10 protein-coding genes are annotated in these 12,664 nt (G+C 62.8%); all 10 read left to right on the plus strand.

What is annotated here, in order from left to right:
- Position 1: 1 nt before the first annotated feature.
- The 10 genes from LVJ94_50340 to LVJ94_50385 all read left to right on the plus strand — a co-directional run bounded on the left by LVJ94_50340 (position 2) and on the right by LVJ94_50385 (position 12,607).
- Positions 2 to 1,189, plus strand: a complete 1,188-nt coding sequence (locus LVJ94_50340; GenBank protein ID WXB05082.1) for an ATP-grasp domain-containing protein — start codon at positions 2 to 4, stop codon at positions 1,187 to 1,189.
- A complete protein-coding gene (locus LVJ94_50345) occupies positions 1,186 to 1,653 on the plus strand; it encodes a hypothetical protein (GenBank protein WXB05083.1) in 468 nt (155 codons plus the stop codon). Before LVJ94_50340 ends, LVJ94_50345 begins: the two co-directional genes overlap by 4 nt.
- On the plus strand, positions 1,650 to 3,089 hold the full coding sequence (locus LVJ94_50350) for an MFS transporter (protein WXB05084.1): 1,440 nt from the start codon (positions 1,650 to 1,652) through the stop codon (positions 3,087 to 3,089). Before LVJ94_50345 ends, LVJ94_50350 begins: the two co-directional genes overlap by 4 nt.
- Entirely contained in the window at positions 3,077 to 4,456 is a 1,380-nt protein-coding gene (locus LVJ94_50355) for an amidase (protein WXB05085.1), read from the plus strand. The genes LVJ94_50350 and LVJ94_50355 overlap by 13 nt, the downstream gene beginning before the upstream one ends.
- Positions 4,432 to 7,539 (plus strand): efflux RND transporter permease subunit, encoded by a 3,108-nt coding sequence (locus tag LVJ94_50360; GenBank protein WXB05086.1) that lies wholly within the window; start codon positions 4,432 to 4,434, stop codon positions 7,537 to 7,539. Before LVJ94_50355 ends, LVJ94_50360 begins: the two co-directional genes overlap by 25 nt.
- Positions 7,536 to 8,678: an efflux RND transporter periplasmic adaptor subunit gene (locus LVJ94_50365; protein ID WXB05087.1), complete on the plus strand. Its 1,143-nt coding sequence runs from the start codon at positions 7,536 to 7,538 to the stop codon at positions 8,676 to 8,678. Before LVJ94_50360 ends, LVJ94_50365 begins: the two co-directional genes overlap by 4 nt.
- A 29-nt stretch (positions 8,679 to 8,707) precedes the next feature.
- Positions 8,708 to 9,157, plus strand: a complete 450-nt coding sequence (locus LVJ94_50370; GenBank protein WXB05088.1) for a GNAT family N-acetyltransferase — start codon at positions 8,708 to 8,710, stop codon at positions 9,155 to 9,157.
- 86 nt (positions 9,158 to 9,243) lie between these two features.
- Positions 9,244 to 10,467, plus strand: a complete 1,224-nt coding sequence (locus LVJ94_50375; protein WXB05089.1) for a glycoside hydrolase family 88 protein — start codon at positions 9,244 to 9,246, stop codon at positions 10,465 to 10,467.
- 268 nt (positions 10,468 to 10,735) lie between these two features.
- Entirely contained in the window at positions 10,736 to 11,338 is a 603-nt protein-coding gene (locus tag LVJ94_50380; protein ID WXB05090.1) for a hypothetical protein, read from the plus strand.
- Positions 11,339 to 11,530: 192 nt separating this feature from the next.
- Positions 11,531 to 12,607, plus strand: a complete 1,077-nt coding sequence (locus LVJ94_50385) for a hypothetical protein (protein ID WXB05091.1) — start codon at positions 11,531 to 11,533, stop codon at positions 12,605 to 12,607.
- Positions 12,608 to 12,664: the final 57 nt, after the last annotated feature.

Genomic DNA, 12,664 nt, shown 5'->3' on the forward strand with positions numbered 1-12,664 from the left:
CATGGCTCTATTGTGCCTCGGTCGAAGCATCAAGATCGATTTTGCATCGTGGTTGCAAGAGTCGGGACGCGACCTTTACCTCATCACGTCCAATGTCATGCCGCACCAAGATCGGTATCGCTTGGTGCGGAGCATCGATGACATGGACGCGCACGGCTTGGCCGAATTGGCGGCCGTGGAGATCGGACGGTCGGTCACCCTCCAGGCGGTCATTCCGCATTCGGAATACGATCTCATTCGCGCGGCGCGGATCCGGCGCCACCTCGGGATACCGGGGCAATCGGTGGAGAGTGCCATCGCGTACCGGGACAAAGTGACGATGAAGGAATACCTCCGCCGCGCGGGCCTCCGGGTGGCGAACTTCGCGCGGCTCACGTCGCCGCTCGATGCGATCCACTTCGTCGAGCAGCACGGATTTCCGGTGGTCATCAAGCCCGTCGACGCATGCGGCTCGAAGAACGTGTGCCTCATCGAGGATCACGCGGCGCTCGCCGAGTTTCTGCGCACGTCCACGGGGCGCGATTGCATGATCGAGTCCTTCGTCGACGGCCGCATGTACCACGTGAACGGCGTTCTGAAGGAGGACGGTTCGGTCTTCTTCGTTCCGTGCGCCTACATCACCACGTGCCTCGATTTTCAGAGCGGCGGCATCTTCGGGGACCGGGCCATCGACCCGCGCACGCCCTTTTCGAAGCGGCTGATCGAATGCACCAAAAAGGCCATCGCCGCGCTTCCCCCGGCGTTCCCGCTGGCATTTCACGCCGAGATTTTCCACACCAAGGACGACGAGTTGGTGCTCTGCGAAATCGCCGCGCGCACGCCCGGTTCGATCACCGGCGAGCTCATTGGCTATTCGTACGACATCGACATTCATCGCCTGTGGATTCGCTCCTTGGCCGGGCTGGACGACGACTTCTCCGAGATCCGCACGCCGCACCGGTATCTCGCGTCCGTCCGCATTCCGGTTCGCGAGGGGCGCTTGAAAAAGCTACCCACGATGATCCCTTTTCCATGGGTTTCCACGTATTGCCTCACGGGCGTGGTGGGCAAAGAATACCGCCGGGCCACGAGCTACACCGACGACGTGCTCAGTGGGCTGCTCGTGGGATCGAGCGAAGAGCAACTGAAGTACCGGATCGACGAGTTCGGCGCCTGGGTGCACGACGCGATTCGTTGGGAGGCCGCATGATCGAGGACGATGGGGCGGTGACCGACGTGCGCTTCGAAACGGGGCGGGTGCTGGTGCGCCTTGCCGGCGTTTTGACCCACGGCAGCGTGGCCGCGAGGCTTTTCGAGTCGCTCGAGGCAAACGACGTCGCGATCGATGCGCTCACCGTGAACGAGGAGGGCGGAATCACCCATATCGCATTCGGGGTGTCCAGCCGCGATGTGGGACTCGTCAAATTCGTGGTGCAGACCATGGGCGAAGAATTCAAACAGTGGCAAACGGCCTACGAGACGAACGTGGACTGCGTCACCATTCTGGGTACGGGGTTTCGCTCCCACGCGCAGGCGGTGGTCCAGGCACTTCGAATCCTGGCCGCACAAGGACGGGCGATGCACGGTCTCACCCACTCGGGGCAACGCATCATGTGCCTCGTCGGCGGCGAACGCGAAAACGAGAACGCCGAGAAAGGACGTCGCTCGGCATGAGCAGCATGAATGGTGTCACGCAAAAGGAGCGCTCGATGCTGCTGGCGGCAACGAGCATTAGCTACATCCTGGTGATTTTGGACTCGTCCATCGTCAACGTGGCGCTGCCATCCATTGGCGCCAGCATCGGTGTGAGCATCACCGGGCTTCAGTGGATCGTGAATGCGTACCTGGTCATTTTTGCGAGCTTTCTCCTCTCGGGGGGCTCCTTTTGCGATCGGTTCGGGGCGCGTCGCATTTACATGTTGGGTCTCTCGCTCTTCGTCGGGGCGTCGCTTCTCTGCGGCGCCGCCACGTCGATTTACATGCTGCTGCTCGGCCGCGTGTTGCAAGGCTACGGGGCCGCGCTTTTGGTCCCGAGTTCGCTGGCGCTCATCATTCACGCCTACGAAGATGCGACGGAACGCTCGCGCGCCATTGCCACGTGGGCCAGTTGGGGCGGGCTGGCCATGGTGCTGGGGCCCCTCACGGGCGGCTTGTTCATCAAGCTCTTTGGCTGGCGAAGCATCTTCCTGGTCAACGTTCCCATTGGCCTCGTCGGCATTGGTTTGACCTTGCGGCTCGTCCAGGCGGATGTTCGCAATCGGCAGCGGCGCATCGACTTCGTCGGTCAAATCACCGCGAACGTGGCCGCGGTATCCCTCATTGCGTCGCTCATCGAGGGGCCCGTTTTGGGGTGGACGTCGCTTCCCATCCTTTGCGGTGCGGGAGTCTTCCTCGTGTCGGCGACGGCGTTCGGCGTGGCCGAGACGCGCAGCCCGCAGCCGATGCTGCCGTTTTCCTTGTTTTGCAATCGGAACTTCAGCGCGATTGCGTACATGTTCTTCGTCGGCACCCTGGCATTCTTCGGCAACCTCTTCGTGCTGAGCTTCTATTTCCAAGAGGTATGTCACTTTAGCGCGCTGCAAACCGGGCTCGCGCTGTTTCCCCTCTCGTGCTGCGTGGTCGTGGGCAACAAGATCACCGCGCGGCTCGTCTCCCGATTCAGCCCTCGATCCTTGATGCTCCTCGGGGAGAGCCTCAAAATACCCGGATTTTGCGGCCTGCTGCTGGTCCGAAGCCATTCGGATTATATGTATTTAATCATTCCGCTCAGCCTCATTGGCCTTGGGGGCGGGCTTGCGGCACCGATGTACACGTCGCTGTTCATGTCGAGCGTCGGTCAGGCCTTCACCGGAATTGCGTCCGGCGTCTCACGGGCCACGGGGCAGGTGGGCTCGGCGGTGGGGGTCGCATTGTTCGGGGCGCTCATCGCGGAGGCGCGCCATTCGGAAACGGTGCCATTCGTCGACCGCATGACGATCACGATTTTCATCGTCGCGGCGCTCACCGTATCCATCGTTCTCACGATTCGTTTCATCGTGCGTGACGTGCACGCCATGGCCTACCGGCGTGCGGAGGCTCCTGTGGGAGAGGCGAGAAAATGGTCGACCTGACCTGGCTCACGGTGCGCGAGCTGCGGCGCAGAATCGCCTCGAGGCAGCTGTCGCCCGTCGAGGTGGTCGACGCCTATTTGGCCAAAATACGCGCGCAGGACGACAGATTGTGCGCATTCACCGAGGTGTACGAGGAGGAGGCGCGGCGGGAGGCCGAGCTCGCGCTCGCGGCGCGCGGTGCGTGGCGCGGTCCCCTGCACGGCCTCCCCATCGCGGTCAAAGACCTCTTCCACATCGCCGGCCGCACGACCGCGGCGGGGTCCTGGCATTGGCGGCATCGCGTCTCGGAGAGCACCGCGGGTGCGATTGCCGATTTGCAGCGCAGTGGCGCCATCGTGCTCGGCAAGACGCACACCGTGGAATTCGGCCTGGGCACGACGGGGACGAATCAGCATTTCGGAGCTCCGCGCAACCCCTGGGTCGAGCATGCCCACTATGCGCCGGGTGGATCGAGCAGTGGGGCCGCCGTGGCCGTGGCCGCGGGACTCAGTCCGTGGGCCGTAGGAACCGATACGGGGGGATCCATCCGGATTCCCGCGGCGTGGTGCGGTGTCGTTGGTCTCAAGCCGACGTTCGGGCGGGTGAGCCTCGACGGAGTCGTGCCCTTGAGTGCGACATTGGACTCCGTCGGAATGATCGCGCGCACGGTCGAGGACGTGGGGCTGCTCTATCGGGCGATGCGCCGCGGCCGCATCACCCCCACGAAGACCGCGTTTCGCATCGGCCGGCTCCCGGAATGCGAGCGCGCACCCGTCGAACCATCCCTCTTGAAATCGTACGACGAGGCCCTCGGCGTCTTTTCCGAGCTGGGCATCCCGGTGCTCGATGTAAAATTCCCCAAGCGGCTCGCCTATTACATCGAGCGAAATAGCACCATTGCCATGTTCGAGGCGGCCTTGCGCTATGGCCGTTTGGCGCACGATCCGCAGGTGCCCCTCGACGAGCGCGTGCGCGCCTGCTTGCAGGCCGGAAGCGCGATGAGCCGCGAAGACTACGACGCGGCGCTCTGGGAGCTTCCTCTCTTGCGCGCGCAGTTCGACCGGCTCTTCGATCGGGTGGACGCCATCGTGACGCCCACCACGCAGACGGTGGCGCGCCCCGTCGTCGGGGTCGACGACGCGAACCCGCCCAATCTGTTTACGCGGTTCGTGAACCTGCTTGGCCTGTGTGCCATGGCGCTCCCCTGCGGCTTTTCGCCGGAGGGGTTGCCCTGTTCGCTCCAGATCATCTGCCGCGGGCAAAACGAAGAGACGATGCTGCGTATCGCCACCATGTACCAGCGCGCCACGCCCTGGCATCGGTGCCGTCCTGGCCATTTCCAATCGATGGAGGCTCGCCAAGCATGTGGCTCGTTCGAGCGGCCCTGAAGCATTCGTACACCTTCGTGGTGATGGCCGTGTTCATCGTGCTCGTGGGCGGCATCGCCATCGTGCGCATGCCCGTCGACATTTTTCCCGACGTGAACATTCCGGTCATCTCGGTCATTTGGCGCTATGGCGGGCTTTCGCCGGAGGAAATGGAGACACGCATCGTTCGCAATTACGAGAGCCTGCTCACCACCCTGGTCAACGACATCGAGCACGTCGAGAGCCAGTCGCTTCAAGGCGTGGCGGTGATCAAAGTCTACTTCCAGCCCGGTGCGAGCGTGGAGGCGGCGACGGCGCAAATCACCGCGATGTCGCAATCGGCGCTCTCGGGTTTGCCTCCGGGAATCACACCGCCACTGGTTCTGCGCTACAGCGCCTCCAACGTTCCCATTCTGCAGGCTGCGCTCGATGGTGAGGGCATGACCGAGCAGCAGCTCCTCGACTACGGGCTCAAATTCGTTTGCGCCGACATCGAGACCGTTCCGGGGGTGCAGATCCCCTGGCCTTACGGCGGCAAGCAGCGGCAAATCATGATCGATATCGACCCCGCGCGCCTCTATGCCTGGGGCCTCTCCCCGCGGGACGTGAATGCCGCGTTGAGCCAGCAAAACGTCATTCTGCCGACGGGAACCGCCAAAATGGGTGACGGTGAATACCCCATTTCGGTCAACGGCAGCCCGCGCGGCTTGGACGACATGGGAGACCTCCCTCTAAAAGCGGTGCAGGGAACGACGATTCGCCTGCGCGACGTGGCCAGCGTCCGCGATGGGAGTGCGCCGCAGACCAGCGTGGTGCACGTGGAGGGAAAGCGCTCGGTTCTCATCACCTTCTTGAAAACGGGCGCGGCCAGCACGCTCGACGTCGTGGCGGGCATTCGAAAAATTTTGCCCGCGACCTTGGCGCGCGTCCCCAAAGAGTTGAAGGTGGCGCTGCTTTTCGATCAATCCGTGTTCGTGCGCTCGGCCGTGACCGGTGTCGTGCGCGAGGCGCTCATTTCGGCCGGGCTCACCGCCGCGATGCTTCTCTTCTTCTTGGGGAGCTGGCGAAGCACGATCATTGCGGTCATCTCGATTCCATTGTCGATTCTGGTGTCCATCATCGTGCTTTACGCCCTTGGGCAGACGCTGAACATCATGACCCTGGGCGGCATGTCGCTGGCCGTGGGCATCTTGGTGGACGATGCGACCGTCGAAATCGAGAACGTGCACCGCAACCTCGCCATGGGAAAGCCGTTGGTCGAGGCCATCCTCGACGGCGCTTTCGAAGTTGCCGTCCCCGCCTTCGTTTCCACTCTGTGCATTTGCATCGTGTTCGTGCCGGTGGGCTTCATCACCGGGCCCGCCAAATCGCTGTTCGTGCCGCTGGCCTTGGCCGTGGTGTTCGCGCTGCTGACCTCGTACTTCTTGTCGCGCACCCTGGTGCCCACGTTGATGAATGTCTTTCTCCGGCGCGAAAGGCGTCACTTCCCGCGGACGGAGGTGCGCGGTTTCGATCGCCTGCGGGCGCGCTATGGCCGGTGGCTCGAATGGGTGCTCGAGCACCGCGGAATCGCCGTGGGGGGCTTCACTGTGTTCGTCGCGCTCTCGTGCGGGCTTTTTCCGCTGGTGGGACGCGACTTCTTTCCCAACGTGGACGCGGGGCTCATCAAGCTTCACGTGCGCGGCGCGCCGGGGACGCGCCTCGAGGAGACGGAGATCCAATTTGCCCGAATCGAACGAACCATACGCTCCGTCATTCCCAAGGACGACATTCGAACGTTGCTCGACAACATTGGTGTGCCCAACAGCGGAATCAACCTGTCGCTCAGCGAGGGCGCGCTCATTTCGCCGGCCGATGGGCAGATCTTCATTGCACTGGAAGAGGGTCACGCCCCCACCGCGGACTACGTACGAAAGCTTCGAAAGACATTGAACGAGACCTACCCCGATTCGACATTTTTCTTCTTGGCCCCGGACATTTCCTCCCAGGTGCTCAACTTCGGCCTGGCCGCACCCATCGACGTGCAAATTGCCGGTGGCAACGACGACGCGACGGTGGCCCTCGCGAAAAAGATGGCCACCGAGATCGCGAACATTCCCGGTACGGCCGATGTGCACCTGGCCCAGGTTGCGCGCGCGCCGCGCCTTCATGTCGACGTGGATCGCACCATGGCCAACCAGGCGGGCATGAGCGCGCGCGACGTGGCCAGCGATCTTCTGGTGTCGCTCTCGTCGAGCTCGCAGGTTTCACCCAATTGGTGGCGCGACGAGCGCGGCTATCAATACGCCGTTGCGGTGCAAACGCCGCAATACCAAGTCGATTCGATTGCAGCCTTGCAGCGCACCCCGCTTTCCACGCCGCAGGGCGCAATGCAGCTCCTTTCCAACGTGGCCTCGGTTTCCCGGACGACCGGGCCCCAGAATGTCACCCACGTCGATGCAACGCGCACCTACGACGTGCAGGTCAATGTCGAGGGGCGCGATCTGGGCTCGGTCGCGGCGGCCGTCGGCCGCGTGGTCGAGGGCATGAAGCCGGATTATCCGCGAGGCACCACGGTCGTCGTCAAAGGGCAAGCCGAGAGCATGGAGTCCTCGTTCCGAGGTTTGACCTACGGCCTCGTGTTTGCGGTCATTCTCGTCTATCTGCTTTTGGTCATCAATTTTCAGTCTTGGATGGACCCGTTGGTCATTCTGATGGCCTTGCCCGGCGCAGTGGCCGGCATCGCGTGGATGCTTTTTCTTTCGCACACCACGCTGAGCGTGCCCGCCCTCATGGGGGCGATGATGTGCATCGGCGTGGCGACGGCCAACAGCACCCTGCTGGTGACCTTTGCCAACGATCTGCGGAAGGAAGGCTTGGACGCCATGACGGCTGCCTCGACGGCGGCCATGACGCGCCTTCGGCCCGTTCTGATGACCGCCTTGGCCATGGTCCTCGGCATGCTGCCGGCGGCGCTCGGCCTCGAGGAGGGCGGTGAGCAGAATGCGCCGCTGGGGCGCGCGGTCATCGGGGGACTCGTTCTGGCAACGCTGGCGACCCTGTTCTTCGTTCCCGTGATGTACACCCTCTTGCCGCGCCGGCAGTCCGAATCGGAGGCCTCATGAGATCGCGCGCGATTCCGATCGCACTGGGCGTGCTGACCGTTCTCGCCGCGGGGTTCGCGGCGGGGTATGGGCCCAAGACGCGGGCCCATGCCGAATCCGCGGTTCCAACGCGCCCGCGGGTGGTGGTCGTCACACCGAAGGTCCTCGCCAGCGAGCGGGTGATGGTCCTTCCGGGCAGTGTGCAAGCCCTGGAGGAAACGGTGGTATACGCGCGCGTGAGCGGATACACGAAGCGATGGCTCGCGGACATTGGCGACGACGTTCGCGAGGGGCAACTCTTGGCAGAAATCGATACGCCGGAGCTCGATCAAGAGCTGGAGCAAGCCGCCGCGCAGCTCGAGCAGGCCAAGGCGTCGTCCGCGCAGGCGAACGCGCACCGCGATTATTCGAAGACGACGCTCGATCGCTACCAGAGGCTCGGCTCGGCGGGATTGGCGTCGCAGCAAGATCTCGATCAGCGCCGCGCCCAATCCCTGGTCGACGAGGCAGACGTGGGCGTGGCACGGGCCAACGTGGCCGCGCACGAGGCGAACATTCGGCGCCTCCTGCACCTCAAGTCGTTTGCGCGCGTCGTGGCCCCGTTCCACGGCACCATCGTTTCGAGGACCGTGGAACGCGGTGCCTTGGTGACAACGGGAAATGCGGTTCCCCTTTTCAAGATTGCGGCCACCGATCCGGTGCGCGTTCTCGTTCAAATACCGCAGGACCTGTCCCTCAGCGTGCAGACGGGCCTCGGTGCGAAGGTCACCGTGCGCGAGTTTCCCGGGCAGTCCTTCGACGGGGTCATTGCGCGCTCCGCGCATGCGCTCGACCCGGCGTCGCGTACCATGACCACGGTGGTTCGCGTGCCCAACCCGGCGCGGAAGCTCTTGGTGGGAATGTACGCGCAAGTCTCCCTCTCCTTGCCCACGCCCCACCGTGTTCTCGAGATCCCTGCCACGGCCCTTCTCAATGACGCCAAAGGCGTGCGCGTGACCACCGTTTGTGCCCACGACGCGATCCGGTCCATTCCCATCGTCATCGAACGCGACACCGGTGCTACCATCGAGGTTGCGAGCGGACTTGACGGGGGTGAACGCATCGTCAAAATCGCCCGGCCCGATCTTCACGACGGGGAAGTGGTGGAAGTCGTGCCGTAAATGGAATCCCAACGAATAGGAACTTCGAAATGAGTCTCTCTGTTTCCCTGAACCTGACGGACGTCGCCGACGAAAAAGCCCGCACCCTCATCAACGACCGGCTCGATCGGTACAACGATGCGCGCACGGGAATGTCCGACGTGACGCCGTTGGACGTGCACATCGTGGACGAGGCGACCGGAGAGGTCATCGGCGGCCTCGTGGGGCGAACGTCGCTGGGCGTGTTTTTCGTCGATTACTTCTTCGTGCCCGAATCGCTGCGCCGGCAAGGCCATGGAAAGCGCGCATTGGCCATGGCGGAGGCCGAGGCGGTTCGGCGGGGTTGTGCCAAAGCGGTTCTGTTTACCATGATGATTCACGCGCCCGAGTTTTACGAAAATGCCGGCTACGAGGTATTTGGCCGCATCGAGAGTCTTCCACCGGGGAATGCGCGCCTCTTCATGCGGAAGGAGCTCTCCAGTCGGGGGGCGAATCGGTAGGAAGGGCTCGACGCGCCGCGAGCGTCTTGATTGCGATGACGTGCGTCATTATAGTGCCCCCGGTGTCATGACCGGGAGGGTATTCGATGAACGTGCGTCTTCGTCACTTCGCGCTCTTTGCATCGTTGGGGACATCGTTCGGGGTCGCGGCCTGTACGCTTCCTGCGGAGGAAGAAGGGCCGGCGAGCCCCGCTTCGGAGCCCGCCGCGCTTTCCGAGTTATCCGAGGATCTCGCGCCGCCGGAAGACTGGTCGGTGGCCATCGTCGAATCCACGATGAAGCGCTTCACCCCATCGTCGTTCGGCGGATGGGGATACACGCAAGGCCTGTATTTGTGGGGCCAATACCTGGTGTACAAGCGCACGCACAATCCGCGTTACCTCGAGTACATCAAGCAGTGGGTCGATCGCTTCGTCGACGCCAATGGGCACATCTCCAACAGCTTCAACGACTTGGACAGCATGGAATCGGGCAATGTCGTTTTGGCCCTGTACCAGGAGACGGGCCAGGCGAAATACCGCACGGCCGCCACGCAAATTCGCAATCGACTGAAGACCTATCCGCGCACGTCGGATGCTGCCTTTTGGCACTCGACGAGTCTGCGTCATCAATTGTGGGCCGACGGCGTCTTCATGGTGGCGCCCTTCGTGGCGCGGTACGGGCAGACGGTGGGTGAATCCACCTACGCCAACGACGAATCGTCGAACCAGCTCGCCCTCTACGGCCGGCACCTCATTGCGGCCGACGGGATTCTCTATCATGCCTACGACGAGGCCAAGGCGCAAAGCTGGGCAAATCCCACCACGGGCCTGTCCCCGGAAAAGTGGTGCCGGGCCGTGGGTTGGTATGCGATGGCCAGCATCGACATTTTGGAGATCCTCCCCGCGGACCATCCGCGCCGGGCGCCATTGCTCACCAACGTGAGCAATCTGGTGAGCGCGTTCGAACGCTACCAAGATCCGGCGAGCGGCCGCTGGTTCCAAGTCGTGGACAAGGGCAGTGTTTCCGGCAATTGGACGGAAACGTCGTGTTCGGCGATGTACACGTACGTGACCTCGCGCGCGGTGCAGCGCGGTTACGTGCCCAGTCGCTTCGGCACCGTGGCGAGCAAAGGCTACCAGGGCGTGCTGGCGCGCATGAACGTGGGAAGCGATGGCTTGACCAACGTCACGCAGATTTGTGTGGGTACGGGCGCGGGTGGCAGCTTGTCGTACTATTTCAACCGACCGCGGGCGACGAACGATCTCCACGGCCTCGGCGCCGTGCTCATCATGAACGAGCAATTGGCCCACGGCGCATCGCCCATGTGACGACATTTCGGGGCATTTGGAGCCGCCAAGACGCCAAGACCGCCAAGGGTTGGGCGTCTTGGCGGTTTTCCTTCTCGCTTGGGCGATCCACCCCGTGGACGCGGAAATGTGCAGTTCTACATGAGCGCTATTTTGCGCAATAGCGTCGCGTAATCACGATATTCGAGAAAATAGGTGGATGATCGGAAAGTTGGATAACGGCATATCGCGTGCACTATCTCCGGAAGACGACACCCCAACGTTCCCCCTAAACAGGAGAGAGGCGCACATGAAACGACCCACGAGACTGACGCAACAAACGTCGAAATGGCTGGCCGTTACGATGCTCGCAGGGGCTTGTGTTCTTGCTTTTGCACCTGGCTGCGCAGCGACTGGTGACGAGGACACGGAGTCGTCGGACCTCGCCATGGAGCAGGCCCTTGCCGAACTCGGGCTTTCGCCGCAGGAGCCGAACACCAGCGACTACGACCCTGAACCCCTCGTCTCCGAAGACTCGATGGAGGTCGATAGCGAGGCCGCGCCCGCCGCCACCGACGCGCAGAAGAAAGCGGTCAAGTGGATGAAGAACCACGTCGGCAGCACGGAGTATGAGCACAAGTGCGAAACGGCAGTCGAGGTTGCCTATGGCACCCGATACGTGTACGCCGACGCCAAGGAGCATTGGCAGAGCGTGGAGATCCACAAAAACAAGAATGCTCCGTACGGCGCCTTCGTCTTTTGGAATATCAGCCAATGGGGCCACGTGGGGATCTCGGACGGCGACGGAGGCTTCTACTCCTCGGGCATCAACGGCAAGATTGGTCACAAAAATAGCCTGGACTTCTTCAACAAGTACGTGGGGTGGGCCAAAGGCAAAAAACCGAAGAAGTAGAGGGAAGAACGGCGCGCGCTCGATCCTATCGGTCAGCGCGCGCCGCTGTCGTGTGAGAAGGTACATTTCTCATGGACGAAAGGGTGCTGCACGATGAAAAGTAATGCAGCACCCGCGGCATCCAACGCGTACGATCCCTTTCCAAGAGAAAGAATCGCGCGTACGGAGTCCATGTATTTCGAAGAACGATTGGTGCGAAAGTTCGCAGTCATCGCCGAAGCGGAGCGTTTTGGTGCGGAACTCGTGTCGGTCGACGAAGAGCGTGCGGACGCCGTGGAATATTTGTTCCGCAATGGGACGGGCCGCCATTTCTATGGCGAAGTCCATGGCGACGACCCTCCCGGCGGATTGAGCGTCCACCGCGGCGAGCACCATGGCATTTTGCCGTGCGGCGTGCCCGCCCCGGCGGCGTTTCTCCCTGCGCATGGGTCGTGGTGGTCGAGCGATCCGACGCTTGCGTGGACGCTCGATCAGCTCGAAGCGACGTTGGGCTTATGCCATCTGGACTGGAATTGGTATCCGACGCGCCGCCGGCGCGAGTATTACCCCGCCGATTGGGGCATTCAACTGCGCCCGCTTGCGAGCGGGGCCCACGTTGCCGTGCGAGGCCTTCAAGGTGGCTCCTTCGATGCCGCCACCATCGTGGGGATATCGTCCTTTCTCCGCATGGCGTGGGCGATTCAGACGGCGCTGCACCAAGCTCCCCACGCCGCTCCCGCGTACGAGGCGTATCCGACGGCGTTCGGCGATCGCGCATGCCATCGGCTGCACGACGACGGGCCGTGGTTCGATTCCTCCACGGAACATCAGGTGGGCAGCGTGTTGGAGAGCGTCCTATCTTCGCTGCAGGGCAACGAGGTGACGCTGGGTGAGCTTTCCGCGAAGCGTGCGAAGCTTTTGGAGGAGGCCTTGCCCGCATCGGGGGCGGACGCTCCAATCCTCGGTGTCCTGGGGAGCGCCGGCGCACTCTCGCGCACGAAGATCCTCGTCCTCACGACCACGCGCGCCTTCCTTCGCTACGAGTTCGCCGATGGCAGCAGCGTGCATCGATCGTTTCCTTGGTCCGACGTGACCGAGGTGCACCCCGCTTCGAACGATCGCGAGGACGTCTTTCTCCGATGTAAGAGCCTGGGATGGATTCCCATCCCGGGATGCCGCCGCGCACGCGAAGTGGCCAATGCTTTTCGCACGCTCGCAATCATGATGGGATACATGGGTCAAGGCATTTTCGACCAACCGGCGGAGGTGGACACGCTGGGGGGAACATAGCAAGCTGCCTCCCATGGCGTGGGTGCGATTCGGTCGTTGGGGGCAACCCGCGATGGT

It is taken from the genome of Sorangiineae bacterium MSr11367 (assembly GCA_037157805.1).
Classification (GTDB): Bacteria; Myxococcota_A; Polyangia; order Polyangiales; family Polyangiaceae; genus Pendulispora; species Pendulispora rubella.

Bases quoted from the DNA above. Each gene is read 5' to 3' on its own strand.
- LVJ94_50345 (WXB05083.1), top strand. From the start codon at position 1,186: ATGATCGAGGACGATGGGGCGGTGACCGACGTGCGCTTCGAAACGGGG.
- LVJ94_50360 (WXB05086.1), top strand. From the start codon at position 4,432: ATGTGGCTCGTTCGAGCGGCCCTGAAGCATTCGTACACCTTCGTGGTG.
- LVJ94_50370 (WXB05088.1), top strand. From the start codon at position 8,708: ATGAGTCTCTCTGTTTCCCTGAACCTGACGGACGTCGCCGACGAAAAA.
- LVJ94_50350 (WXB05084.1), top strand. From the start codon at position 1,650: ATGAGCAGCATGAATGGTGTCACGCAAAAGGAGCGCTCGATGCTGCTG.
- LVJ94_50340 (WXB05082.1), top strand. From the start codon at position 2: ATGGCTCTATTGTGCCTCGGTCGAAGCATCAAGATCGATTTTGCATCG.
- LVJ94_50355 (WXB05085.1), top strand. From the start codon at position 3,077: ATGGTCGACCTGACCTGGCTCACGGTGCGCGAGCTGCGGCGCAGAATC.
- LVJ94_50380 (WXB05090.1), top strand. From the start codon at position 10,736: ATGAAACGACCCACGAGACTGACGCAACAAACGTCGAAATGGCTGGCC.
- LVJ94_50365 (WXB05087.1), top strand. From the start codon at position 7,536: ATGAGATCGCGCGCGATTCCGATCGCACTGGGCGTGCTGACCGTTCTC.
- LVJ94_50375 (WXB05089.1), top strand. From the start codon at position 9,244: ATGAACGTGCGTCTTCGTCACTTCGCGCTCTTTGCATCGTTGGGGACA.